Origin of the sequence: Stenotrophomonas sp. Nf1 (assembly GCF_003028475.1) — a bacterium.
Taxonomy (GTDB): Bacteria; Pseudomonadota; Gammaproteobacteria; order Xanthomonadales; family Xanthomonadaceae; genus Stenotrophomonas.
Map to the genome: position 1 here is coordinate 172637 of NZ_PYTV01000005.1, position 24780 is coordinate 197416.

At 65.4% G+C, this 24780-nt stretch carries 20 protein-coding genes and 1 tRNA gene; 13 read left to right on the forward strand and 8 right to left on the reverse strand.

Annotated features, from left to right (window positions below):
* Positions 1–32 precede the first annotated feature (32 nt).
* From C9412_RS11280 to C9412_RS11310, 7 genes are all read left to right on the forward strand, one after another.
* On the forward strand, positions 33–1139 hold the full coding sequence (locus tag C9412_RS11280) for an efflux RND transporter periplasmic adaptor subunit (RefSeq protein WP_107231701.1): 1107 nt from the start codon (positions 33–35) through the stop codon (positions 1137–1139).
* Positions 1136–4261 (forward strand): efflux RND transporter permease subunit, encoded by a 3126-nt coding sequence (locus tag C9412_RS11285; RefSeq protein WP_107231702.1) that lies wholly within the window; start codon positions 1136–1138, stop codon positions 4259–4261. Before C9412_RS11280 ends, C9412_RS11285 begins: the two co-directional genes overlap by 4 nt.
* On the forward strand, positions 4254–4850 hold the full coding sequence (locus tag C9412_RS11290) for a GNAT family protein (RefSeq protein ID WP_107231703.1): 597 nt from the start codon (positions 4254–4256) through the stop codon (positions 4848–4850). Before C9412_RS11285 ends, C9412_RS11290 begins: the two co-directional genes overlap by 8 nt.
* Before the next feature lie 116 nt (positions 4851–4966).
* Complete coding sequence (locus tag C9412_RS11295) at positions 4967–6475, forward strand: alanine/glycine:cation symporter family protein (RefSeq protein WP_107231704.1); 1509 nt, start codon at positions 4967–4969, stop codon at positions 6473–6475.
* Positions 6476–7309, forward strand: a complete 834-nt coding sequence (locus C9412_RS11300; RefSeq protein ID WP_107231705.1) for a TrmH family RNA methyltransferase — start codon at positions 6476–6478, stop codon at positions 7307–7309.
* A gap of 214 nt (positions 7310–7523) precedes the next feature.
* The gene (locus C9412_RS11305; RefSeq protein WP_107231706.1) at positions 7524–8510 is read left to right on the forward strand and encodes a hypothetical protein; all 987 of its coding nucleotides are present in this window, start codon (positions 7524–7526) and stop codon (positions 8508–8510) included.
* Between the two features lie 10 nt (positions 8511–8520).
* Positions 8521–9972 (forward strand): alanine/glycine:cation symporter family protein, encoded by a 1452-nt coding sequence (locus tag C9412_RS11310; RefSeq protein ID WP_107231707.1) that lies wholly within the window; start codon positions 8521–8523, stop codon positions 9970–9972.
* 116 nt (positions 9973–10088) lie between these two features.
* Here C9412_RS11310 and C9412_RS11315 read toward each other — a convergent pair whose 3' ends face one another.
* From C9412_RS11315 to C9412_RS11330, 4 genes are all read right to left on the reverse strand, one after another.
* On the reverse strand, positions 10089–11510 hold the full coding sequence (locus C9412_RS11315; protein ID WP_107231708.1) for a M28 family peptidase: 1422 nt from the start codon (positions 11508–11510) through the stop codon (positions 10089–10091).
* Between the two features lie 194 nt (positions 11511–11704).
* Positions 11705–12109 (reverse strand): large-conductance mechanosensitive channel protein MscL, encoded by a 405-nt coding sequence (gene mscL, locus C9412_RS11320; protein WP_107231709.1) that lies wholly within the window; start codon positions 12107–12109, stop codon positions 11705–11707.
* Positions 12110–12164: 55 nt separating this feature from the next.
* Complete coding sequence (locus C9412_RS11325) at positions 12165–12881, reverse strand: fumarylacetoacetate hydrolase family protein (RefSeq protein ID WP_107231710.1); 717 nt, start codon at positions 12879–12881, stop codon at positions 12165–12167.
* Positions 12882–12956: 75 nt separating this feature from the next.
* Positions 12957–13238 (reverse strand): hypothetical protein, encoded by a 282-nt coding sequence (locus C9412_RS11330; RefSeq protein WP_107231711.1) that lies wholly within the window; start codon positions 13236–13238, stop codon positions 12957–12959.
* 178 nt (positions 13239–13416) lie between these two features.
* On the opposite strand from C9412_RS11330, the gene C9412_RS11335 reads away from it, so the two are divergent.
* Positions 13417–13752, forward strand: a complete 336-nt coding sequence (locus C9412_RS11335) for a Rieske (2Fe-2S) protein (protein ID WP_107231712.1) — start codon at positions 13417–13419, stop codon at positions 13750–13752.
* A 344-nt stretch (positions 13753–14096) separates the two neighbouring features.
* Here C9412_RS11335 and C9412_RS11340 read toward each other — a convergent pair whose 3' ends face one another.
* The 4 genes from C9412_RS11340 to thiS all read right to left on the reverse strand — a co-directional run bounded on the left by C9412_RS11340 (position 14097) and on the right by thiS (position 17818).
* Complete coding sequence (locus C9412_RS11340) at positions 14097–15944, reverse strand: SLC13 family permease (RefSeq protein ID WP_107231713.1); 1848 nt, start codon at positions 15942–15944, stop codon at positions 14097–14099.
* 27 nt (positions 15945–15971) lie between these two features.
* Positions 15972–16706, reverse strand: a complete 735-nt coding sequence (trmB, locus tag C9412_RS11345; protein ID WP_107231714.1) for a tRNA (guanosine(46)-N7)-methyltransferase TrmB — start codon at positions 16704–16706, stop codon at positions 15972–15974.
* Positions 16706–17500: a thiazole synthase gene (locus tag C9412_RS11350; RefSeq protein ID WP_107231715.1), complete on the reverse strand. Its 795-nt coding sequence runs from the start codon at positions 17498–17500 to the stop codon at positions 16706–16708. The genes trmB and C9412_RS11350 overlap by 1 nt, the downstream gene beginning before the upstream one ends.
* Before the next feature lie 117 nt (positions 17501–17617).
* On the reverse strand, positions 17618–17818 hold the full coding sequence (gene thiS, locus C9412_RS11355) for a sulfur carrier protein ThiS (protein WP_057498832.1): 201 nt from the start codon (positions 17816–17818) through the stop codon (positions 17618–17620).
* Positions 17819–18025: 207 nt separating this feature from the next.
* On the opposite strand from thiS, the gene C9412_RS11360 reads away from it, so the two are divergent.
* The 5 genes from C9412_RS11360 to C9412_RS20690 all read left to right on the forward strand — a co-directional run bounded on the left by C9412_RS11360 (position 18026) and on the right by C9412_RS20690 (position 24697).
* Entirely contained in the window at positions 18026–19861 is a 1836-nt protein-coding gene (locus tag C9412_RS11360; RefSeq protein ID WP_107231716.1) for an autotransporter domain-containing protein, read from the forward strand.
* Positions 19862–20807: 946 nt separating this feature from the next.
* A tRNA-Gly gene (locus C9412_RS11365) sits at positions 20808–20881 on the forward strand.
* A gap of 15 nt (positions 20882–20896) precedes the next feature.
* Positions 20897–22549, forward strand: coding sequence for a group II intron reverse transcriptase/maturase (gene ltrA / locus C9412_RS11370; RefSeq protein WP_107231717.1), 1653 nt, complete (start codon positions 20897–20899; stop codon positions 22547–22549).
* A 714-nt stretch (positions 22550–23263) separates the two neighbouring features.
* The gene (locus tag C9412_RS20555; RefSeq protein WP_146160164.1) at positions 23264–24178 is read left to right on the forward strand and encodes a sel1 repeat family protein; all 915 of its coding nucleotides are present in this window, start codon (positions 23264–23266) and stop codon (positions 24176–24178) included.
* Positions 24179–24328: 150 nt separating this feature from the next.
* Entirely contained in the window at positions 24329–24697 is a 369-nt protein-coding gene (locus C9412_RS20690) for a hypothetical protein (protein ID WP_181358721.1), read from the forward strand.
* The last annotated feature ends 83 nt before the right edge of the window (positions 24698–24780 follow it).

Genomic DNA, 24780 nt, shown 5'->3' on the forward strand with positions numbered 1-24780 from the left:
ACTCGGCGGCCGTGGATCAATCAGGACCGTTCATGTTGGCTCGTATCGCTTCGACCCTGGCCTTCGGCCTCAGCCTGGCCGTGCTGGCCGGGTGCGCAGGCAAACCGGAGGCCGCCGCACGCCGGCAGGGGGAAGCGGTGCCGGTCACCGCGCAGGTCGTGCAGTCCAGGCCGTGGAATGACACCCTGCAGGCGCTGGGCACGGCCAAGGCGCGCGAGTCGATCAGCGTCACCGCCAAGGTCAGCGAGATCGTCGAGAAAGTGCATTTCGAAAGCGGCCAGCACATCGCCGCCGGTGCGCCGATTGTGACCCTGCGCGGGCAGGCCCAGGAAGCGGCGCTGGTGCAGGCGCAGGCTACCTTCCACGAAGCCGACCAGCTGTACAAGCGGCAGCGCGAGCTGGCCACGCAGCGGCTGGTATCCAGCGCCACGCTGGATACGCAGAAGTCGATCCGCGATGCCGCCGAGGCGCGTGTGACGCAGATGCAGTCGGACATCGGTGACCGTCGTGTGCGCGCGCCGTTCGCCGGCGTGCTCGGCATCCGCCAGGTCAGCCCCGGCACGCTGCTGACACCGACCACGGTGATCGCCACGCTCGACGACATCGAGCACATGCATGTTGATTTCCAGGTACCGGAAGTGGAGCTGGCCGCGCTCGGTGTCGGTGACAAGGTCAGTGCCACCAGCGTGGCGTGGCCGGGCCGCAGCTTCGAGGGCGTGGTCAGCACCATCGACGCGCGCATCGACCCGGCCACCCGTGCGGTGACTGTGCGCGCCGACTTCGCCAACGGCGATCACGCGCTGCGCCCGGGCATGCTGCTCGATGTGCGCCTGTTCCGGCCCGAGCGCCCGGCGCTGGTGGTGCCGGAAATCGCCGTGGTGCAGGTCGGCCGCGATACGTTTGTGTACCGCATCAAGGCCGATGAAAGCGTCGAGCGCGTCGATGTGGTCACCGGAGCACGCCGCGCCGGCGTGGTGGAAATCAAGCAGGGCCTGGACGCCGGCCAGCGCATCGTGGTCGATGGCACCGGCAAGCTGCGCCCGGGCCTGAAGGTGGCGGCCAAGGACGCCGCACCTGCCAGCGGTGCGAAGCCGGCTGACGCGCCGGCGCCGGTCGCGGCCGAGGGCCACGGCGGATGAAGCTGTCCGACATTTCCATCCAGCGGCCAGTGTTCGCCGTGGTGATGAGCCTGCTGCTGCTGGTGCTGGGCGTGATGTCCTTCACCCGACTGACCCTGCGCGAGCTGCCGGCCATCGATCCGCCGATCGTCTCGGTGTCGGTGGACTACACCGGCGCGTCGGCGGCGGTCATCGAAAGCCGCATCACCCAGGTGCTGGAAGATGCGCTGGCCGGTATCGAAGGCATCGATACGATCAACGCGCGCAGTACCAACGGCCGCTCGCAGGTCAGCATCGAATTCACCTCCAACCGCGATATCGAAGCAGCGGCCAACGATGTGCGCGATGCGGTCAGCCGCGTCGCCGACCGCATGCCGGAAGAAGCGCGCCCGCCGGAAATCGCCAAAGTCGAGAGCGACGCCGACCCGATCATCTGGTTCAACATGGTCTCTTCGACCATGGACACGCTGGAACTGAGCGACTACGCCGACCGCTATGTTGTCGATCGTTTTTCCAGTCTCGATGGCGTGGCCCAGGTCCGCATCGGTGGCCGCCAGCGCTATGCGATGCGCATCTGGCTGGACCGTGACCAGCTGGCCGCACGCGGGCTGACCACCGGCGATGTGGAAACCGCACTGCGCAACGAGAACGTGGAACTGCCGGCTGGCCGCATCGAGTCGACCGACCGCGATTTCACCCTGCGCGTGGAGCGCAACTACATCAAGCCGGAAGACTTCGCGACCATCCCGCTGGGCAAGGGCCGCGACGGCTACGTGGTGCGCATGGGCGACGTGGCGAAGATCGAGCTGGCTTCGGCCGAGCGTCGCGCGTATTACCGCAGCAACGGCGAGCCGGGCATCGGCCTGGGCATCGTCAAGACCTCCACCGCCAACTCGCTGGACGTGGCGCGCACCGCACGTGCCGAGGCCGAGCGCGTGGCGCTGTCGCTGCCCAAGGGCACGCAGATCTTCGTGGCGTTCGACAACACCACCTTCATCGAAGCCGCCGTGGACCGCGTCTACGCCACGCTGGTGGAAGCGATGATCCTGGTGCTGGCGGTGATCTGGCTGTTCCTCGGCAGCTTCCGCGCTGCGCTGATTCCGGCGGTGACCGTGCCGGTCTGTCTGGTGGCCGCCTTCATCGCGCTGTATGCGTTCGACTTCTCGATCAACCTGCTGACCCTGCTGGCGCTGGTACTTTGCATCGGCCTGGTGGTGGACGATGCGATCGTGGTGGTGGAGAACGTGCAGCGCCGCATCGATCTGGGCGAGCCCCCGCTGGTGGCCTCCAAGCGCGGCACCGCGCAGGTCGCCTTCGCGGTCATTGCCACCACCGCCGTGCTGGTGGCGGTGTTCCTGCCGGTCGGCTTCCTGGAAGGCAATACCGGACGATTGTTCCGCGAACTGGCGGTGGCGCTGGCCGCAGCGGTGGCGCTGTCTGCATTCGTGGCGCTGACGCTGACGCCGATGATGGCCTCCAAGCTGCTCAAGCCGCACACCGGTCAGGCACCGCGTGGCCTGCATGGCTTCATCAACCGCAACCTGGAACGCCTGGCCTCGGGCTACGGCCGCGTGCTCGACCACCATGTCGATCGCACCTGGATCTACCTGCTGGTGATGGTGGCCGCGCTGGCCGCCAGTTGGGGCCTGCTGAAGCTGCTGCCGTCGGAGCTGGCGCCGGCCGAAGACCGCGGTTCGTTCCAGATCATGATTGACGGCCCGGAAGGTGCCGGCTACGACTACACCGTGCAGCAGGTGCAGCAGGTGGAAGCGCTGCTGGCCCCGCATGTCGGCGCCGACAAGCCGATCGTGCGTGCCAACCCGCGCGTGCCCGGCGGCTTCGGTGCCAGCGAGGAAATGCACACCGGCCGCGTCAGCATCTTCCTGCAACCGTGGCGGCAGCGCAGTGAGGCCACGCCGGATGTGGCCAATGAACTGCAGAAGGAACTGGACACGATCCGTGGCGTGCGCGTGCGTACGCAGGTGGGCGGCGGCCTGGTGCGCAGTGGCGGCCAGCCGTTCCAGATCGTACTGGGCGGCCCGGAATACGCCGAGATCGCGCAGTGGCGCGACCGCATCCTGCTGCGCATGGCCGACAACCCGGGCCTGGTCGGCCCCGACTCGGACTACAAGGAAACCCGGCCGCAGATGCGGGTGAACATCGACCGCCAGCGTGCGGCCGACCTCGGCGTGCCGGTCACCGCGATCGGTTCGGCGCTGGAAACCATGATGGGTTCGCGCCGCGTCACCACCTTCGTCGACAACGGCGAGGAGTACGACGTGCTGGTGCAGGCCGGCCGCGATGGCCGCGCCAGCCCGGCCGATCTGGCCGCGATCCGCGTGCGTGCCACCTCCGGCGAGCTGGTGCCGCTGTCCAACCTGGTCACGCTGAGTGAAGTGGCCGAGGCCGGCACCCTGAACCGCTTCAACCGCCTGCGCTCGATCACCATCAGTGCCGGCCTGGCGCCGGGCTATCCGCTCGGCGAAGCCATCGCCTGGGCGCAGAACGTGGCCCGCGAGGAGCTGCCGCAGTACGCGCAGGTCAACTGGAAGGGCGAGTCGCGCGAATACCAGAGCGCTGGCGGCGCGGTGCTGCTGACCTTCGCCATGGCCCTGCTGGTGGTGTACCTGGTGCTGGCCGCGCAGTTCGAGAGCTTCATCCACCCGCTCACCATCATGCTGACCGTGCCGCTGGGCGTGCTCGGCGCGCTGGTGGGATTGTGGGTGAGCGGGGGCACGGTGAACCTGTTCAGCCAGATCGGCATCGTCATGCTGGTCGGTCTGGCGGCGAAGAACGGCATCCTCATCGTCGAGTTCGCCAACCAGCTGCGCGACGACGGACGCACGGTGCGCGAGGCGATCATCGAATCGGCCATGGTGCGCCTGCGCCCGATCCTGATGACTTCGATCGCCACCGTGGTCGGCGCCATCCCGCTGGTGGTGGCCGGTGGCCCCGGCTCAGCCAGCCGTGGCACCATCGGCATCGTGATCATCTTCGGCGTGACCCTTTCGACGTTCCTGTCGCTGTTCGTGGTGCCGGCGTTCTACGCGCGGCTGGCCCCGTACACCCGTTCGCCCGAAGCGGTGAAGCGCGAACTGGAGAAGCAGGAAGCCGAGTCGCCCTCGGTTGGCGGGCATGCCTGACCGGCACGCCGGCGGGGCGCCTGACGGGGCCGGATCCCTTTCCCAACGGGAAAGGGCTCTGACCCCACGCCTGGAAGGCCAAGGCTTCGTTCTGCGCCCCTGGCACCCCGACGACCTCGAATCACTGCTGCACCACGCCAACGACCCCGACGTATCGCGTGGCCTGCGCGACCGCTTCCCGTACCCCTACACGCGCGCCGACGGCGAGGCGTTCCTCGCCGGTCGCGTGCTCACGCCGGGCACCCTGAATCTGGCCATCGAGATCGACGGCCAGGCCTGCGGCAGCGTCGGTGCGCAGCAGGGCAGCGCCGAGCGCGGTCATATGGCTGAACTTGGCTACTGGCTGGGCCAGGCCTACTGGGGCCAAGGCCTGATGACCCGCGTGGTCGGCCTGTTCGCGCCGTGGGTGATGGACGAACTGCGCCTGTTCAGGCTGCAGGCCGGGGTGGTCGACTTCAACCTCGGCTCGGCGCGGGTGCTGGAAAAGAACGGCTTCCAGCAAGAGGGCGTGGACCGCTGCGCGGTCTACAAGCGCGGCGTGCTGCACGACCTGCGCCGCTTCGCCCGGGTGCGCACGCACCTGCCCTGACGCGCGGGCGGCTCTACAAAACAGCGCTACCGCAGCGGCCTTCGATCAGGGAGAATCGACCGGTCCCTTCCAGCCGACGGGACGTCCTTACAACCCGCCGACTGGAGAGAGCGCGCGTGGAAGCTACCGTACATTTCATCAACAGCATCATCTGGAGCAAGGCACTGATCTTCGTGTGCCTGGGCGCCGGCCTGTTCTTCAGCCTGCGCACGCGCTTCATGCAGATCCGCGGCTTCCTTGAGATGTGCCGCCTCACCGTCCGGGGCGAGAAATCCGACGCCGGCGTGTCCTCGTTCCAGGCCCTGGCCATGTCGATGGCCGGCCGCATGGGCATCGGCAACATCGCCGGCGTGGCCACCGCCATCGCCTTCGGCGGCCCCGGCGCGATCTTCTGGATGTGGGTGATGGGCTTCCTCGGCGCGTCCACCTCGTACGTCGAATGCACCCTGGCGCAGATCTACAAGACCAAGGACGCCGAAGGCCGCTACCGCGGTGGTCCGGCCTACTACATCGAAAAGGCCATGGGCCTGAAGTGGTATGCGCTGGCCTTCGCCATCGCCACGATCATTGCTGCCGGCTTCCTGATGCCGGGCGTGCAGGCCAATGCCATCGCCGACAGCATCATCAATGCCTGCCGCGGTACCGCGCTGTGCGGTCCGCTCGATGGCCAGGCCTTCGGCATGGAATCGGTGCAGGCGCTGAAGCTGGGCATCGGCATCGTGGTGGCGCTGCTGCTTGGCGTGGTGATCTTCGGCGGCGTCAAACGCATCGCCAATTTCGCTGAAGTGGTGGTGCCGTTCATGGCCGCCGGCTTCATCCTGATGGCCATCATCATCATGATCATCAACTACGACCGCGTGCCGGAGATGTTCAACATCATCTTCAGCAGTGCCTTCGGCACCCACGCCGCGTTCGGCGCGATGATGGGCCTGGCGGTGGAGTGGGGCATCAAGCGCGGCATCTACGCCAACGAGGCCGGCCAGGGTTCGGGCCCGCACGCGGCGGCCGCCTCGGAGGTCTCGCACCCGGCCAAGCAGGGCTACGTGCAGGCCTTCGCCATCTACTTCGACACCATGATGGTGTGCACCGCCACCGCGTTCCTGATCCTGGCCAGCGGCACCTACAACGTGTATTCGCCGGTGGCTGGCGGCGCACCGATCTTCCAGGGCCTGGCCGGCATTCCCGAAGGCGCCGGCTATGCCCAGGCCGGCGTGGAAGCGGTGCTGCCGGGCTGGGGTTCGGCGTTCGTATCGGTGGCCATCTTCTTCTTCGCCTTCACCACCATCATGGCGTACTACTACATGGCCGAGACCAACCTCAGCTATGTGAACCACAACAGGAAGCGGCCGCTGACCGTGCTGCTGCTGCGCCTGGGCATCATCGGCATGGTGGTGTTCGGCGCGTTCCACAATGCGACCCTGGCCTGGGCGCTGGGCGACATCGGCGTGGGCCTGATGGCCTGGCTGAACATCATCGCCATCCTCATCATCCAGAAGCCGGCGATGCTGGCCCTGCGTGACTACGAACGACAGAAGAAGCTGGGCCTGGATCCGGTGTTCGACCCTGATGCCCTGGGCATCAAGAACGCCGATTTCTGGCGCCAGCGCAAGCAGGAGAGTGTGTAAGTGAACAACCCTTGGAACAACCGCCGCCCGTCCGCCCGTCCGCCGCGTGCAACGCCGTTGCCGCGCCCGGAGGTGCCGGCCACGGGCGGTGGCGGGCGCGGTGGCAGCGATGAGCTGCGCCTGTACGGCCTCAATGCCGTGCTGGCCGCGTTCGAAGCGCGGCCGCAGGCGCTGCGCAAGCTGTACCTGCTGGAGGCACGCATCCCGCGCCTGCAGCCGCTGTTGAAGTGGTGCGTGGCCAACCGCGTGGGCTACCGCGTGGTCGAGGATGGCGATCTGAACAAGCTCGCCGGCACCACCCATCACGAAGGCGTGGTGGCCGACGTGCTGCGCGCACCGGCACTGCCGCTGGCGCAGTGGCTGCAGCAGGTGGGTGATGGCCCGGCGCTGGCGCTGTGGCTGGACGGTGTGGGCAATCCGCACAACCTCGGCGCGATCCTGCGCTCGGCCGCACACTTCGGCGCCAAGGCGCTGCTGCTGCCGGCCGGCAGCACGCTGGCCCTGTCCGGTGCCGCCGCGCGCGTGGCCGAGGGCGGTGCCGAGGCGGTGCCGCTGGTGCAGCTGCCGGAGACCGCACAGGCGATGGCGCAGCTGCGCGCTGCCGGTTTCGGCCTGGCCGCCACTCTGGTGGACGGCGGCGAAGACGTCTTCCGCGCGAGCTTGTCGGCGCGTCTGGTCTACGTGATGGGGGCCGAAGGCGAGGGCATGGACCGCGAATTGGCCAGCGAGTGCGACCAGCAGGTCTCGATTCCGGGCAGCGGCGCGGTGGAAAGCCTGAATGTCGCATCCGCCACGGCGGTGCTGCTGGCGCAGTGGGCCAGCCGTCGCGGTTGAGGGCTTGATCGGGGTCAGAGCCCTTGCCTGCGGCAGGAGATCCGACCCCTTCATGATCGGGGTCGGATCCCTCGCCTGTGGCGAGGGCTCTGACCCCATTCTGACCCGGCAAATGCGTCAAGCACGCGCGATGTTTTGAAAGTTTCCTTATTGGTCAGCTGCTCCCGGCGACGCAGGGTGGAACTCCATCCCATGCTGTCCAGGAGTGGCTGTCATGCATCATCCTCGCCGTACCCTCGTCGCATCGCTGGTGCTGGCCAGCGTCCTCGCCAGCGCCCACGCAGCGGCCAACGAACACAGTCTGGAAGGCGTCAACTTCACCGGCCCGCTGATCACCCCCAACCCCGCCGGCATGGCGGCCGGGCACTGGTACATCGAACCTTATCTGGTGCGCGTGGACAGCACCGCGTACTTCGACGACCACGGCGATCGCCGGCGCAGCGATGAACGCAGCGGCGCCTGGGCGGTGGTGGTGCCCATTGCCTACGGTTTCAGTGAACGGGTGACCGGCCAGGTCAACCTGAGCGCCTCACGTGCCGAATCGGGCAGCACCCACAGCAGTGGTTTCCGCGCCGGTGATACCACCGCGCGGTTGCAGTATCTGCTGCAGGCGCCCAACGCCGATGGCACGCGGCCGGCGGTGTCGGTGGCCCTGGTGCAGCGCTTCAGCACCGGCAGCCACGATCGCATCACCGGCAACGCGCTGGACGCCCAGGGCGACGGCGTGCAGCGCACCACCGCTGCGCTGGGCGTGCAGCAGGTGGTGTGGCTGGGCAATGATCGGCCGCTGCGCTGGCGTGCCCAGCTCAGTGCCGGGCCGGCACCCTCGCGCACGGCCATTTCCGGGGCCAGTGTGTATGGCACCGACGACAGCTTCCAGGGACACATCGCGCGCGGCTCGGTGCTGGGCCTGTCGGTCGGCGCCGAGTACAGCTTCAGTTCGCGCTGGGTCGGGGTGATGGAAGTGGCCGCCAGCCGCGAAACCGGCCAGCGCCTGAGTGGCTTCGCGCGCGGCGCCAGCGGTGCCATCGAGCGCATCGACGAACATCGCCCGGCCAGCCGCAGCGTGACCGTGGCGCCGGCGGTGGAGTATCACTTCAGCCCCTCGCTGGGCGTGATTGCCGGTGTGGAGTTCACCGTGGCCGGGCGCAACAGCGGCCGCATCGTCAGCCCCCAGGTCGCCCTGGGCATGTTCTTCTAAGGGGCCCGCCATGACTGTCGAATCCATCGTCAACAGCGTGCTGGGCGTGGTCTGGAGCCCGCTGCTGGTGGTGCTGTGCCTGCTGACCGGGCTGTATTTCAGCATCCGCACCCGTTTCATCCAGCTGCGCGCGCTGCCGGACATGCTGCGCCTGATGTTCCGCCACGAGCGTTCCGACGCGGGCGTTTCGCCGTTCCAGGCGTTGTCGTTGTCGCTGTCCAGCCGGGTCGGCGTGGGCAACATCGCCGGCGTGGCCATGGCCATCGCTTTCGGCGGACCGGGCGCGATCTTCTGGATGTGGATCGTGGCCTTCCTGGGCGCCTCCAGCGCCTTCATCGAATCCACCCTGGCGCAGATCTACAAGGACCGTGATGGTAAGGGCCAGTACCGTGGTGGCCCGGCGTACTACATCGAAAAGGGCCTGGGCCAGCGCTGGTACGCGGTGCTGTTTGCGGTGGTCACGGTGATGGCTGGCGCGATGCTGGCCGGCACGCAGTCCAATGCGATCACCAGCGCGGTGAACGAGGCCTGGAATGTGCCGGTGATGACCACCACGGCCGTGTTGCTGGTGGTGCTGGGTGCGATCCTGGTCGGGGGCGTGCGCCGCATCGCGCGCGTGGCCGAGTGGGTGGTGCCGCTGATGGCGGTGGCGTACCTGCTGGTGGCCGCACTGGTGATGGTGCTCAATGCGGAGAAGGTACCCGAGGTGGTCCTGCTGGTGGTGCGCAGCGCCTTCGGTGTGGACGCGGCCTTTGGCGCGATGATCGGCACCGCCATTCAGTGGGGCGTGCGCCGTGGCGTGCTGTCCAACGAAGCGGGCATGGGCAGTGGCGCGCATCCCGCCGCAGCCGCCGAGGTTTCGCATCCGGTCAAGCAGGGCCTGGTGCAGTCGTTCTCGGTCTACATCGACACCCTGGTGGTGTGCAGCGCCACCGCCTTCCTGATCCTCTCCACCGGCCTGTACAACGTGTACGACCCGGCGGTGAACGGTGTTCCGGACGAGGCACGCCTGCTGCTGGGCAATCTGCCGGGCGTCGAGGCCGGGCCGCGCTTCGTGCAGCACGCGGTGGAATCGGCATTGCCGGGCTTCGGTCGTTCGTTCGTGGCGTTGGCGATCCTGCCGTTCGCATTCACTACCATCCTGGCGCTGTACTACATGGCTGAAACCAACGTCAGCTACCTGTGCCGTGACCGGCCCAGCCCGTGGGTGATGGGGGTATTCCAGCTGTTGTTCCTGGCCGCCACGGGCTATTCGGCCATGAACAGTGCCACTGTGGCCTGGTCGCTGGGCGATATCGGCGTGGGCATGATGAGTTGGTTGAACATCATCGCCATCGTGCTGCTGCAGAAGCCCGCACTGGCTGCGCTGCGCGACTACGAGCAGCAGAAGCGCAACAAGCGTGATCCGTTGTTCAACCCGGAGCAGATCGGTGTACGCAACACGCGGGTCTGGGAAGGCTGACGTGATCGGGGTCAGATTCCTCGCCGTTGGCGAGGGATCTGACCCCACCGACCCAGCAGCAGGGTCAGATCCCTCGCCAACGGCGAGGGCTCTGACCCACGCACCGCGTTACCGCATCACTCGTTCGGCGGGGTCGTCGCCTTCGCCTCACTGCCGAAGTTGCCATCGGCTTCGGCAGTCAGATAGGCAAACACGGTGTACGCGGCCACGTTCTGCGCCAGCGCCTTCGGGTCGATCTTGTCCAGCGTGTCGTCGGCAGTGTGGTGCAGGTGGAAGTAATCCGATCCATCCTGCGCCAGCCACGCCCACGCGCCGCCCTTGGCGGCCAGCGGACCGACATCCGGGCCCGGGCCACCCTTGTCGGCCTGGTACTCGATGCCCAGCGGCTTCATCACTTCGGCAATCTGCTTCGTCGCTTCGCGCGAGCCTTCCGGGTTCGGCGAACCGGTATTGAAGGCATAGATGCGGCCGGCGCCGAAATCGCTCTCGGCAGCCAGCTGGTGCAGGGCCACGTCCTTCGCGTGCGCTTCGGCATAGGCCTTGCCGCCATACAGGCCCTGTTCCTCGTTGGCGAAGGCAATTACGCGGATGGTGCGCTTCGGTGCCTGCTTGAGCTGGCCGATCAGGTGGCCGGCGGCCATGGTGATGCCCACGCCCGCGCCGTCATCGACGGCACCGGTGCCCAGGTCCCACGAATCCAGGTGACCACCGATCACCACCACTTCCTTCGGCAGGCTGCGGCCGGTGATCTCGCCGATCACGTTGTACGACGTCGCCGTGCCATCCCAGCCACAATCCAGCGCCACCTTCACCGTAGCGCTGCCACGCGCCAGCAGGCGCGCCAGCTGGTCGGCATCGGGCACCGACAGCGCGGCCGACGGCACCGGGGTCAGGCCGTCATCGAAACGGGTGATGCCGGTGTGCGGCACGCGGTGCGAGTCGGTACCGGCCGAGCGCATCAGGAAGCCGACCGCGCCCTTTCGGATCGCCTCGGACGGGCCCTTGCTGCGGATCGCGCCGCCCCGGCCATAGTCACGACCATCGCGGAACGGCAGCATCTGGTAATCGACGAAGGCGATCTTGCCTTTCAGCGAACCGGCCGGCGCGGCCTGCAGCGCGGCCAGGTCGGCGAAGCGCACCACTTCGGCTTCCACGGTGCCGCCGGGGCTGCCGCCCAGTGCGGTGATCTGCAGCGGCTGCGGATTCTTGCCGGTCACGGCGGCGTGTTCACTGCGGCGCTCCCACTTCGGGAACGTCACTGGTTCCTTCCACACCTTGTCAAAGCCCAGCGCCTTGAACTTGGCTTCGGCCCAGGCCACGGCGCGGGCGTCGGCTTCGCTGCCGGCGATGCGCGGGCCGATCTCGGTGGTCAGCGATTCGACCACCTTCCAGCCGGTGTCGTCGGCCAGCGCCTGGTCGCGCAGCTGCGCGGCGGTGGCCAGCGAGGCCGGGGGCAGAGTGGTGGTGCGCGGCGCCGCGAAGGCCGGAGCGGCCAGCAGGGCGAGGGAGGATGCGATGGCAAGGACGCGGCGACGCATGGGCAACTCCGGAAGGGACCAAGCCTTGGAGCTTAACAGTCGTTCAGGCCGGCGCATGGGCGGGAGGTCATGGCTGGCGCGAACGCTGTTTTCCGCCACGTCCGGCAAAGCGGTAGCGGTAGTGCCGGCCGCTGGCCGGCTCCCCGCAGGTTCCGATGTTGCCGGCCAGCGGCCGGCACTACCGGTAGGCGACCTTACTTCTTCAGGCTGTCACGGATCTCGCGCAGCAGCACCACTTCCTCGGCCGGTGCAGCCGGGGCGGCTTCCTGCTTGCGCGACAGGCGGTTGATCACCTTGATCACCAGGAAGATGGCAAAGGCCACGATCACGAACTGGATGACGGTGTTGATGAAGTCGCCGTAGCCAACCACCACCGCCGGGATCTCCTTGCCATCCGGGCCGAGCCGGGCCGGCGACAACGTCCAGGCCAGGCTGGAAAAGTCCACACGGCCGATCACGTAACCCAGCGGCGGCATGATGATCTTCTCCACCAGTGCGGTGACGATCTTGCCGAAGGCTGCGCCGATCACCACGCCGACGGCGAGGTCGATGACGTTGCCGCGCATCGCGAATTCCTTGAACTCGGTGAGCATTCCCATTGTTGTTTTTCTCCGGTGGGGGAAGTGGACAGCGCGCAGGGTAGCGCAGGTGATGTCAGCCGGCGATCACGCCGTGGCGCTCGGCCACGTTCTCCAGGCGCGCACTGAAGCGGTCGCCGGGCTTGAGCGCGGCCACGCCAGAGGGAGTGCCCATGAACACCAGGTCGCCGGCACGCAGCTGCCACAGCTTGGACAGCTCGTGCAGGATCTCCGGCACGTTCCAGATCATCTGGTCCAGCAGCGCCTGCTGGCGCACCTCACCGTTGACCTCCAGTGACAGGTTCAACGCGGCCAGATCACCCACTTCGGCGGCATGCACGATCTCGCTGATCGGCGCGGAGGCATCAAAACCCTTGGCCGAATCCCACGGGTGGCCCTTTTCCTTGGCGGCGGCCTGCAGGTCGCGGCGGGTCAGGTCCAGGCCCACGGCATAGCCGTAGACCAGCGCATCGGCGTCGGCCACGGCCAGCTCACCGGCCGACGCGTCACGGCCGATCGCCACCACCAGCTCCACTTCGTGGTGCAGGTTGGCGGTCGCCGGCGGGTAGGGGATGGCATCGTCGTGGCCGACCACGATCGCGTCGGCCGGTTTGCAGAAGAACATCGGGCGGCCACGGTCATCGGCGGCCGGCACTGCGGCGCCCATTTCGCGGGCATGGTCGGCGAAATTGCGGCCGACGCAGTAGACGCGGTGCACGGGGAAGCTGCCACCGCCGACCACCGGTACACGGGGCAGGGCTGCGGCAGGAATCACATCGGAGACATCGGACATGCGGGCATCCAGGAAGGGCGTGCCTGCAGTCTAGAACGCATGGCGCCCGCCGTCAGCGGGCGCTAATGGCGCGGCTCAGTGCGAGGCCGGCAGTACCGGCTTGCGCACCACACGGTACTCGCCCTCGACCACGGTCGGATCGACCGGGCGCGCGCTGCCCGGCTTGCGCGAAGCCAGCAGCTTCCACGCCAGACCGACCAGGATCATCGCTGCACCCACGAACACACCGATGAACACCATCGCGGCCAGGATCGCCAGGCCGAGCAGGCCCACGGCAATGCGCACCAGCGGGTGACGCGGCTTGCGCGGCGCGAACAGGGTGCGGAACTGGGTAAAGGCGGATGCGCGATTGAACATGGCGGCTCGATAGGCTGGGATCAGCGAAACCAGAGTATCGGGAGGTGCCACTGTCATTGAGTGAAAAACTCGTTAAATATAGCCGAGGCTTATTACCAATCAATGACTTGTGTTCATGTCGCAGCCAGTGACCTGAGCAGGCATGCGACAATTCCGCTTTACCGTCCGAGCCTTCGCCATGACTACCGCTGCTGCCCTGATCGCCCTTGAAGCCATTGCCGATGGCGCGTTTGCCGAGGTCGAAGCGGTGGTTGATGGCGATGCCGAATCGCTGCTGCTGTATCGCGACGGCGAGCGGGTGCGCGCCTTCCTGAACATCTGCCCGCACGCCGGCCGCCGCCTGGACTGGGCGCCGGGCCAGTTCCTGAAGAGCCGCGAGGGCCATCTGGTGTGTGCCGCACACGGTGCCTCGTTCGCGCTGGACAGCGGCGACTGCATTGCCGGCCCCTGCAAGGGCGACCGCCTGCGCGCGGTGCCGGTGGATATCCGCGACGGGCAGGTCTACCTGGCTTGAGGCAACCGGCGTGCGAAGCAAGGTTCGCACCCACAGGATCAATGGGTATCCAGAGATTCATCCACGCATGGCGTGGATCTACTGTGTCGACCAAGGTCGACACCTACCAAAGCGGCGCACGACGCCGTTCTGGCAGATCGCAGCAATCTGTCGAAGGCGGGGTGGGTCCGGTTGCGGGGGTGTCCGCGGCATGGATGCCGCGGCCAAGCCCCCATGGATGGGTTTACGGCGTCCCCCGTAACCGGACCCACCCCGCCATCCCACGGAATGCCAGCCTTTGACGTTGACGTTGACGTTGACGTTGATCCGGCGGGTGCAGGGCGCAGCCCTGCCGATCAATCCCCTCAGAACATCAGGTTGATCATCAGCACCACCACCAGCGTGTAGATCAGCGACAGCGGGCCGCCAACCCGCCACATCTCGCGCGGGGTGTAGTTGGCCGGGCCGGTGATCATCGAGATCACCGGGTTGGAGGCCGTCATCAGGTTGTTGGACGCCGACAGCGCCACGATCAGCGCGAACGCGGTCGGGTTGCCACCGGCCGCCAATGCCAGGTTCACCGCAATGGGCACCATCACGATGGTCGCGCCCACGTGGCTGATCACCAGCGAGAACGCGGTGGTCAGCAGCGCCAGCGCCACTTCCAGCACCCACAACGGAATGCCGGTGGGCAGCTTGTCGATGGTGTGCCCGGCCACCCACGCCGCCGCACCACTGGAATCCATCGCCCAGCCCAGCGGAATCAGCCCGGCCATCATGAACACCGTCTTCCAGTTGATCGAGGCATAGGCCTCGTCCATGCGCAGCACGCCGGTCAGCAGCATGCCGGCCACGCCGGTCATCAGGGTCAGCGCCACCGGCAGCTTGCTGGTCAGCGCGATCAGGATGGTCAGCGCGAAGATCGCCATGGCGATCTTGAACTTGTGCGGGCGCTGCTCGCCGGTCGGGTAGTCGGTCACCACCACGAAGTCGCGGCTGCGTGCGGCCTGCGCCAGGTCGGTCCAGATGCTGTGGAAGACCAGCATGTCGCCGGCGCGCAGCTGCACGTCGCGCACATCCTCGCGGATCACCTGCTTGTCGCGGTTGATCGCCAGCAGGCTGATGCCACGTTCCTTGCGCAGGCGCAGATCGGCCGCGCTCTTGCCGATCACGTTCGAGGTCGGCGGCACCACGGCCTCGGAAATGCCGGCGCGGCTGGGGTTGAACAGATCGCCCAGGTGCTTCAGGCGCGAAGACATGCGCAGGAACTGGTTCTGCGCGAAATCGCTGATCTGTTCGCGCGGGCCCATCGCGCCGAGCACGCTGCCGACCCAGATGCGCATCTCCGCCGGCGGCGCCAGGCGGGTATCGTTGCCGGTCTTCAGCGCCAGCAGCAGCGGCGCATCGTGCAGGTTCTCGGCCTCGCCCAGGGTCATGCCCACCAGCGGGCTCTCGGCGGTCACCACCAGTTCGAAGACATCGCCCTCAATGCCGTAGGTCTTGGCGAAGTAGCTCTCAGTGCGCGCCGGGGTCACCCCGTCGTTGACCAGGTTCTCTTCCTCGATCAGCTTGCGGTCGCCGTAGTAGCGGAAGTACAGCAGCGAGGCGACCAGCAGCGCCACGCCGATCGGCAGCGGCGCGAACATGCGCAGCGGCTCGATGGTGGCCAGGCCGGAGGGCAGGTTGTTGTTGGCCGAGGCCAGCAGATCGTTCAGCAGGATCAGCGGCGAATTGCCGACCATGGTCAGCGCACCGCCCATCACGATCGCAGCCGAAATGGGCAGCAGCAGGCGCTGCAGGGTCAGCCCGGTGCGCGCGGCCAGCCGCGAGGCCACCGGCAGGTACAACGCCATCACCGACGGGTTCTGCATGAACGAAGAGTTCAAGCCGGCAATGGCGGTGGTCATCATCAACAGCCGCTGCTCCACGCCGTGGCCGCGCCGCAGCAGCCACGCGGCCAGCCGGTTCAGTGCGCCGGTGCGGTCCAGGCCTGCGCCGAGGATGGTGGTGGCGATGATGCTCATCACCGCGTTACCGGAAAAGCCCCCGAAGATTTCCTCAGGGGCGATCAGGCCGGTGACGCCGAGCACCACCAGCACCACCAGCGCGACCACGTCGGCGCGGATGCGCTCGAACAGGAACATCGCCATCGTGAAGCCGACCAGCCCGAGCACGAGCTTCATGTCGTTGGTCAGCGTCAGCGCGGTATCCATGTGGGGCGCGGCGTCCTCAGGCGTTGATCAGGTGCGGTCGTACAACAGGTCCCAGACACCGTGGCCGAGCTTCTGGCCGCGGGTCTCGAAGTGGGTCTGCGGGCGCCAGTCCGGGCGCGGCACGCTGCCACGCGGGCCGGCACGGTTGACCAGCCCGGCAGTGGCGTCGAGCACGTCCCACATCTGTTCGGCGTAGTCCTCCCAGTCGGTGGCGCAGTGCAGGCGGCCACCGGGGCGCAGCTTGCGCACGATCAGCTCGGCGAACGCCGGCTGCAGCAGGCGGCGCTTGTTGTGGCGCTTCTTGTGCCACGGGTCCGGGAAGTAGATGCGCACTTCATCCAGCGCGCCATCGGCAATCTCGTTCTGCAGCACTTCCACCGCATCGTGGTGGTACAGCCGCACGTGGTCGGCGTTGTCCTCGGCCAGTGCGTTCAGCAGCCGGCCCACGCCAGGCGCGTGCACTTCAATGCCGATGTAATCACGCGACGGGTCGTGCTGTGCGGCAAAGCGCATGGCGGCCCCGTTGCCGAAGCCGATTTCCAGCACCTTGTGCGCCGGGCGCCCGAAGGTCGCGTCCAGGTCACGCGGCTGGCCGTTGTAGTCGATGCCGAAGCGCGGCCAGCGTTCGTCGAACGCGCGCTGCTGGGCGGGAGTGAAACGGCCCTGGCGCAGCACGAAGCTGCGTACTTCGCGGCGGCCTTCGCTGACGGTGAAGGGCTTGGGCGGGGCCTTGGAACCGGCGCTGTCGAAAGGATTGGTCATCAGCCGATCAGCCCATCCACCGGCGAGGACGCGCTGGCGTAGCGCTTGCGCGGAATGCGCCCGGCCAGGAACGCTTCGCGGCCGGCCTCGACCGCCTTGCGCATGGCGCTGGCCATCAGCACCGGATGGCGCGCACCGGCAATGGCCGTGTTCATCAGCACGCCATCGCAGCCCAGCTCCATCGCAATGGCGGCATCGGAGGCGGTACCGACGCCGGCGTCGACGATGATCGGCACCTTGGCGTCTTCGATGATCTGCAGCAGGTTGTACTTGTTCTGGATGCCCAGGCCCGAGCCGATCGGCGCGGCCAGCGGCATCACCGCCGCGCAGCCGATCTCTTCCAGGCGCTTGGCCAGGATCGGGTCATCGGAGGTGTAGACCATCACCTCGAAACCGTCCTTGACCAGCTGTTCGGCGGCCTTGAGGGTCTGCACCACGTCCGGGTACAGCGACTTCTGGTCGCCCAGCACTTCCAGCTTGGTCAGGTTGTGGCCGTCCAGCAGCTCACGGGCCAGGCGGCAGGTGCGCACGGCGTCCTCGGCGGTGTAGCAGCCGGCGGTGTTGGGCAGGATGGTGTAGCGCTCCGGCGGCAGCACGTCGAGCAGGTTCGGCTCGCCCGGGTTCTGCCCGATGTTCGTGCGGCGGATGGCCACGGTGACGATCTGGGCGCCTGCGGCCTCGGTGGCCAGACGGGTTTCTTCCAGATCCTTGAACTTGCCGGTGCCGGTCAGCAGCCGCGAGCCATAGGTCTTGCCGGCGATCACCAGCGAATCGGGGGAGACATGAGCGTTCATGGCGCGATTATCGCTTATCCGCCTGAAGATGGGGTCATGCAGCGGGCGGGGGGAGGGTGGGGTCAGATCCCTTCGCAACGGGCGAAGGGATCTGACCCCGGCAAACCCGGACAGGTCTCAACCGCCGCCCAGCGCGTGCACGATCTCCACCACGTCGCCTTCGGCCAACACGTGCTCGCCGTGACGGCTGCGGCTGACGATCTCGCCGTTGACCTCCACCGCCACCCGGCGCTGCAGCAGCTGCTCGGCCTGCAGCAGGTCATGGAGGGTCGCCGAAGCGGGCAGGGTGCGGGGTTCGCCGTTGAGCTGGATGTCCATCCGCACATTGTCGCTGATGGCCTGCTCGGATCGGAACCCTTGCAAATTGCCGGTTCCGCCACCTGCCGCACACCCGGTCGTGGCCAAGGACGGCGACAATCCATGCGGCGGCGCAGCGTGAGCAAACGGCGGTCCGGTGAAACCATTCACCGTGCGCCGGCGTACGTGCGCCGGGTCCTCAACGATATCCCCACAGGAGTTTCTTACATGCAGCTCAGCAAACGCCCGATCCGCTCCCTGATGGCGGCCGCGATCGCGCTGGCCGCGCTTCCGGCCATGGCAGGCGAATCCCCGTTCTCGCGCACCGTGTTCCTCGGTGACAGCCTGACCGACAGCGGCTACTACCGCCCGCTCATCCAGCCGGCCGACGCGCGTCCGGTCACCGGCCAGTTCACCACCAACCCGGGCCTGGTCTGGGCGCAGGTGGTGGCTGGCTACTACGGCACCGACGCCAACCCGAACGGCAACGGCCAGGTCGGCGACAATTACGCCGTCGGCGGCGCGCGGGTCGGCGTGGACCTGACCCAGCCGGCGTTCGGCAACGTGCCGGTGCCGTCGCTGAAGACGCAGACCGCCCGCTACCTGGCCGCCAATGGCGGCAAGGCCGACGCCAACGCCCTGTACACCGTGTGGGGCGGCGCCAACGATCTGTTCTCCATCACCGCACCGGCGCAGGCCCCGGCGGTCATCGGCGCCGCAGTGACCGACCAGATCGGCATCGTGGCCAGCCTCAAGCAGGCCGGCGCGCAGTACGTGATGGTGCCGAACCTGCCGGACATCGGCAGCAGCCCGGGCTTCATCGACCGCGGCGCGGCCGGTCGCGCGCAGGGCACCGCCCTGGCCACCGCGTACAACAACGCCCTGTACGGCGGCCTGAAGCAGGCCGGCATCGAGTTCATCCCGCTCGATACCTACACCCTGCTGCATGAAATCATCGCCAACCCGGGCATGTACGGCTTCAGCAACGTTACCGGCCGCGCCTGCCTGGTGGCCTCGTCGCTGAGCTGCAGCCCGCTGGCCTACGTGCGTCCCGATGCGGCCAGCACCTATCTGTTCGCTGACGACGTGCACCCGACCTCGGCCGCGCACCAGATGCTGGGCCAGTACGCGATCTCGATCCTGGAAGGCCCGCGCCTGCAGCAGGTGCTGAGCCATTCGGCGCAGACCATCGGCCGTTCGCGTGCCGACCAGGTCAGCCTGCACCGCAGCGGCCGACCGGCCGATGGCCTGTCCTGGTGGGGTGGCCTGCGTGGTGACATGCAGCGCTACGACCACGCCGACCTGTACGACGGCATGGCCCCGGCCGGCCTGTTCGGTGTCGACTGGGCCCGCAACGGCATGGTGTTCGGCGGCTTCGCCGGCTTCGGCCGTATGGATGCCGACTTCGGCAACAGCCGTGGCGACTTCACCCAGAAGGACACCACCGCCGGTCTGTTCGCCGGCTGGTACGGCGACCGCATCTGGGTCAACGGCCAGGTCAGCTACAGCTGGCTGTCCTATGACGTGAACCGCAAGGTGCAGCTCGGCCCAGCCACCCGCGAGCATGGTGGTTCGCCGGACGGCAGCAACCTGACCGCCGCGCTGAACGCTGGTTACGAGTTCGGCACCGAAGGCGGCTTCCGCCACGGCCCGATCGCCTCGGTGATCTGGCAGAAGGTGAAGATCGACGGCTACACCGAAAGCGCCGACGCCGGCACGATGGCCACCGCGCTGGGGTACGGCAAGCAGGACGTCGATTCCACCGTCGGCCGCATCGGCTGGCAGGCCCGCTTCGACGGCGGCAGCGTCAAGCCGTACGTGCAGGTGACCTACGACCACGAGTTCGAGGACACCAAGCAGGCCAGCGCGTGGGTGCAGAGCCTGCCGGGCGTGGGCATGTACCGCGTGCCGGGCATGGAGTTCGACAAGAACTATGCGACCGCCATCCTCGGTGCCCGTATGGACCTGTTCGGCCTGCAGAGCAATATCGGCCTGAGCACCACCACGCTGCAGAAGCGTGCGATGGATACCTCGATCTTCGCCAGCTTCAGCGGCAGCTTCTGATGCAGAACGGGGTCAGATCCGTTTCCGCCCGGACACGGATCTGACCCCATTGCCGGTGGATGTGGCGGCCACCATTGCGCAACACCGGCCGCTCCGCATAGACTTTCACCCGCAATGCGGGCGTAGCTCAATGGTAGAGCTGTAGCTTCCCAAGCGTGCGACACGAGCCGTGCCGCACGTTCAACCGACCAGGCGGTTTCCTGGCCACAGCTGTACAGATCTCGGTCTGGCAGCAAAACGTCCCCCAGCAACACGGTGGACGATACGTTGAACGGTAGGAGTACATCCCTACTGGCACGGCGAAGGCTGTGCATGCAATTGTTGGTCGTCCACCCTGCCAAGGGTTCTCGAACCAACCCGGTGTTCAGCCACCGGTAGCCAAGGAGTGGTGCGGGAGAAGTAATTCTCCGGTGCTAAGCTCTCCGTTAATGTAGCCATCCTCACGGATACGATTCTCCCGTGAGGGAGGACTCGTGACCTCGGTAGTCGTAACCGAGTAGGCGCTAGGCTGAGTACCAAGGATCAGTACAAACGAATCGCCATATAAACGTCGTCAAGCTAGACGGGCCAACTGCGACTGGGCCCTACCCAAAACGGGACGAGGTCGGATGTTTCTCTGCTTGGTAGAGACACGCTGACAATTGCACCTCCGGCGAAAAGGCGAGATCCTAGGTATTCTGTTGCATGTACGGAACGTGGTAAGCCCAACTGGTTGTCGCCTCGGCGACTAGGTTCTCCGCAAGGAGAAACGATGACCAAGTGGGTATAGGATGGTGGAGTAAGCGAACGCCTCTCTGTAATCGAGGGGATAGGGGATGAAAAGATCGCCCCAACCCGAAAGGGTGCTGACTTCCACCGGGTGGTCTGTCGCTAGACAGGCTTCGCAAACTCATACCCAACGGGGAACGACTCCCCTTTGGGGCGTCTATCCCCTGACGGGCTCTGGGCGGGTGTAGCTCAATGGTAGAGCTGTTGCTTCCCAAGCAACTGACGAGGGTTCGATTCCCTTCACCCGCTCCACTCCAGGAGGTAGATATGGACGCCATCATCGATGGTGATGTCGCCTCCTCACACCTCAGCAACTGGCACTCCATCAACTGGAAAGCCACAAGCTGCGCTGTGTCGAGGATGCAGGCAAGAATAGCGAAGGCAGCTAAGGACAAGCAGTGGCGTAGGGTTACACGCCTACAAAAGCTACTTGTCCGCTCAACTGCAGCCAAAGCAACGGCTGTACGTCGAGTCACGGAGAACCAAGGCCGTCGTACCCCGGGTGTAGACCGTGCAACGTGGTCGACACCTGCGGCCAAGTGGAATGCCATCAACTCCTTGCAACGTAAGGGATACAAGGCAAAACCGCTTCGCCGAATCCACATCCCCAAGGCCCGAGGTGGCACCCGCCCTCTCGGTATACCGACGATGAAAGATCGAGCAATGCAGGCGCTGTATCTGTATGCACTCGACCCCGTCGCCGAAGCTTATGGGGACATTCACTCATACGGGTTCCGTAGTTTCAGGTCGACAGCCGACGCTGCCGCCCACCTGAAGACCTGTCTGAGCACGAAGACCAGCTCACGCTGGGTGATGGAAGGGGATATCAAAGGTTGCTTCGACAACATCAGTCACGACTGGCTGATGAAACACGTACCAATCGACCGGCATGTGCTGTCGCAGTGGCTGAAAGCAGGCTTCATGGAAGACCGTAAGTTGTTTCCGACGGATGCGGGCACACCACAGGGCGGCATCATTTCCCCTGTGCTCGCAAACATTGTCCTTGACGGGCTGGGCCGGCTCATCGACGCGCTCCCACGCCGCAACAAGTGCAACTTTGTCCGCTACGCAGACGACTTTGTCATCACAGGAGCCTCTGCGGAGATCCTGGAACGCAAGGTCAAGCCGATCGTCGTCAAGTTCCTCGCGGAAAGAGGGCTCACGCTCTCCGAAAGCAAGACGAAGATCACGCACATGGACGAAGGCTTCGACTTCTTGGGTTGGAACTTCCGGAAATTTGGAAATCTCCTCCTTAGAAGGCCGTCGAAACAAAACACCAACGCCTTCATGGCTAAGATCCGCAGCCAGCTCCGGCTGCTGCGGGGATCCACGCAAGACGACGTGCTGCATGTCCTGAACCCGATCATTCGGGGGTGGGGTATGTATCACCAAGTTGTGAACGCCTCAGAACCGTTCGCAAGACTGGATCACCTTATCCACCACGCGGTCTGGTGTTGGGCCAAACGCCGTCACCCCACCAAAGGTCTCCGCTGGATCAAACGTCGGTACTTCCGGCGCGACAAGTCCCGCGATTGGATCTTCGGTGTCGGTAAACACACTCTGATGCGCCTGTCGTCCCTCAAGGTCGGCGAATACATCAAGGTGCGGTCTGACGTTAGCCCCTACGACCCCAAGGACGAGAGCTACTTTAATCAGCGGTTGCAATACCGCATGAAGCGCTCGCTGACCGGGAAAAGGAAACTGCTATGGCTTTGGACAAAGCAAGAGGCCAAGTGCGCCTGCTGTGGGCGGAAACTGACCAGCACCAGCTGGCACATCCACCACAAGGTTTTCAGGGTGTACGGGGGGTCTGACCGCCTCTCCAACCTTGTTTTGCTCCACACCACCTGTCACGAGCAGCTTCACGCCCGTGCCAGGCTACGGCTGTCGCCCTCTCCCATAGACGAAGGGGGTTTGTGACTGCTTGAGCCGTGTGAAGGGTAACTTTCACGCACGGTTCTGAGGGGGGAGGGTGGCCGCGAGGCCACCTTCCCACCCGACTACTGACGTGGGTTCGATTCCCATCGCCCGCTCCATTTGTCACCGGATCTGCGCCCAGGCTCTTGATGGCGCACAGGTGAACCGGCAGAAGAACGAATGCTCAAACGACCTGTCCAGGTATCGTTCGGCGTATCGTCTTTGCCTAGGCCGTTGCTTCCTCCTCGCCTCAGTGGGCGATACGTCCGCCTTCTTGCGCCCATCGATCTGCGCGCCTTCATTGGTTCGCGCTTCCTCGTTCGTGCTCTTCATCAGCCTGCCGTGATAGGGCACGGCGGATGTCCGCTTGCATGGACGCAGTGGAGGATCGGCCCGGAAACGCAACCAAGCACACGCTGTATTGCGACCTCAGTGTTCTGGCGGTTGTTGCGCTCTCCAGACGCAACGTCGAAACAGCGCCGGCGAGTACGACACTGACAGGCATTGGGACAGTCTGGGTGCTCATGTCGCATCTGCCCAAGCAGCGTCTCTTCTGCTCATACGTCCGCATGTGAACGAATCATGAATCCGGTCCCGGCAGGCACCGGGGGAGATGTGCTTCGTTCAGCGTTTTTACTCTGTACAGGTTGGCGGTAAAACTAGAACCTTGCCTCCCCCTGTAACCATTCCGTTTCGACGGAGACGTGAGATCAATAGATGAAGAAAAAGCTAATCGGCATCGGTGTAGCCGTAGTGGCGATGAGCATTGTGATCGGTGTGGTTTGGGGTTACCGGCTACAAACGAATGACGCTCAGCGAAAGCTCGATAAGAACGAGGTGCAAGAGAATGCGCCCGTTCAGAACGGGAGTTCAGCCTCCTTGCGCGAAACGACAGCCCATAAACTGGAGACCGAAAAAAAAATCCCGCCAGGGTCATACAAGCCTTTGGGCCCCAAAGCCTACGAGATCATCCGTGGTCGTGAATTCCGTGCGCCAGGCGACGCATTGGCCCATGTGAAGCAGCTGATTCGGCGATCCGAAGCGGGTGACGCCACGGCGACCTACGAAATCTATCTCACCATCGAGCAATGCCAGGCATTCACCTCTGATCGCGCTGACGAGTTGGCCCAATCCGCCACCAGCCTCGGTTCCGGCGGCTGGTTCCTTGAAAGATCAGAACGACTTCTCAAGGAGTGTGAATCACTGGCGCTGGATCAAGATATCTATCACGCCGATTGGCTATCAAAAGCTGCGGCCATGGGGTCGCAAGAGGCAATGCTCGCTTATGCAGTGTCGCCACAAGAAGTCCTCGGGTCGCTTGATGACGTCATCCATGATCCAGAAAGGCTTGCTCAATGGAAGGAAAATTCATCCAGGTATCTCAACGAGATGGCCAATCAAGGAAACATTGCGGCGCTGGGAAGTTTAAGAAGGGCCTACAGCTATGGGCGAACACGCGATAGAGATCCGGTTGCAGCACTTGCTTATACGCGTGTTCTGAATCGCATCAATCCCCAGCTTTACGACAATAACGACATTGTCAAAGCCGAGAGTGATCTCACAAGCAGACAGCGATCCGAGGCGCTCGCGCTGTCTGAGGAAATCTTCAAGAACTGTTGCATCTCAAGATAAGGAATATCTATGCAGGTTAGGAATGCGCTGAGTGTTGTTTCTCTTGATAGCTCGGCTATCTCAATTCTGTTCGGGGTCGCACTGCTGCTGGCGTCCGGAAGCCTCCAGGCCAGGAAGCATCCAGGAGTTATTCAGTGCAGCATAGGTTGCATGCTGACTACACCGAATCCAGACGAGGGAACAAGTAAACTTCTTTCCGACGAAATAGATCGCCGCAATCCCACGCGTGGCAGCATCTGGCAGGTCACACGACCTGATCGCATCATGGTCGGTGACATTGTTACCGTCTGCAATGGCATTTCCTGTGTCGAGTACACCTGGCGCGGTGAGAACTTCGACTCTGGCAAGGAAGTATCGAACATCCTTCCGCCTCCCGCACGAGGCGGTGGCGGCGGTGGCGGTGGCGGCGGCGGTGGCGGCGGCGGTGGCGGCGGTGGTGGCTGGGTCGGTGGTGGAACCGGCGGCGGTGGGTCTTGCTGCGGCAGAGTAACGGTCGACCCGCCAACGATGGTCCAGTGATTGCCGGGATCCGAAGAGTGCTGGCAATTGGCTGGTTGGCCAGCATCTGGATTTTGATCAATCCGAATTGCCCTGTAGTAGTT

Excerpts from the sequence above, each read along its gene's own strand:
- C9412_RS11330 (WP_107231711.1), bottom strand. The coding sequence starts at position 13,238 with ATGTTCAATCGCGCATCCGCCTTTACCCAGTTCCGCACCCTGTTCGCG.
- C9412_RS11280 (WP_107231701.1), top strand. The coding sequence starts at position 33 with ATGTTGGCTCGTATCGCTTCGACCCTGGCCTTCGGCCTCAGCCTGGCC.
- C9412_RS11360 (WP_107231716.1), top strand. The coding sequence starts at position 18,026 with ATGCAGCTCAGCAAACGCCCGATCCGCTCCCTGATGGCGGCCGCGATC.
- C9412_RS11290 (WP_107231703.1), top strand. The coding sequence starts at position 4,254 with ATGCCTGACCGGCACGCCGGCGGGGCGCCTGACGGGGCCGGATCCCTT.
- C9412_RS20555 (WP_146160164.1), top strand. The coding sequence starts at position 23,264 with ATGAAGAAAAAGCTAATCGGCATCGGTGTAGCCGTAGTGGCGATGAGC.
- C9412_RS11310 (WP_107231707.1), top strand. The coding sequence starts at position 8,521 with ATGACTGTCGAATCCATCGTCAACAGCGTGCTGGGCGTGGTCTGGAGC.
- trmB (WP_107231714.1), bottom strand. The coding sequence starts at position 16,706 with ATGACCAATCCTTTCGACAGCGCCGGTTCCAAGGCCCCGCCCAAGCCC.
- C9412_RS11305 (WP_107231706.1), top strand. The coding sequence starts at position 7,524 with ATGCATCATCCTCGCCGTACCCTCGTCGCATCGCTGGTGCTGGCCAGC.
- C9412_RS11340 (WP_107231713.1), bottom strand. The coding sequence starts at position 15,944 with ATGGATACCGCGCTGACGCTGACCAACGACATGAAGCTCGTGCTCGGG.
- C9412_RS11285 (WP_107231702.1), top strand. The coding sequence starts at position 1,136 with ATGAAGCTGTCCGACATTTCCATCCAGCGGCCAGTGTTCGCCGTGGTG.
- C9412_RS11335 (WP_107231712.1), top strand. The coding sequence starts at position 13,417 with ATGACTACCGCTGCTGCCCTGATCGCCCTTGAAGCCATTGCCGATGGC.
- C9412_RS11325 (WP_107231710.1), bottom strand. The coding sequence starts at position 12,881 with ATGTCCGATGTCTCCGATGTGATTCCTGCCGCAGCCCTGCCCCGTGTA.
- C9412_RS11350 (WP_107231715.1), bottom strand. The coding sequence starts at position 17,500 with ATGAACGCTCATGTCTCCCCCGATTCGCTGGTGATCGCCGGCAAGACC.
- mscL (WP_107231709.1), bottom strand. The coding sequence starts at position 12,109 with ATGGGAATGCTCACCGAGTTCAAGGAATTCGCGATGCGCGGCAACGTC.
- C9412_RS20690 (WP_181358721.1), top strand. The coding sequence starts at position 24,329 with ATGCTGACTACACCGAATCCAGACGAGGGAACAAGTAAACTTCTTTCC.
- ltrA (WP_107231717.1), top strand. The coding sequence starts at position 20,897 with ATGGACGCCATCATCGATGGTGATGTCGCCTCCTCACACCTCAGCAAC.
- thiS (WP_057498832.1), bottom strand. The coding sequence starts at position 17,818 with ATGGACATCCAGCTCAACGGCGAACCCCGCACCCTGCCCGCTTCGGCG.
- C9412_RS11315 (WP_107231708.1), bottom strand. The coding sequence starts at position 11,510 with ATGCGTCGCCGCGTCCTTGCCATCGCATCCTCCCTCGCCCTGCTGGCC.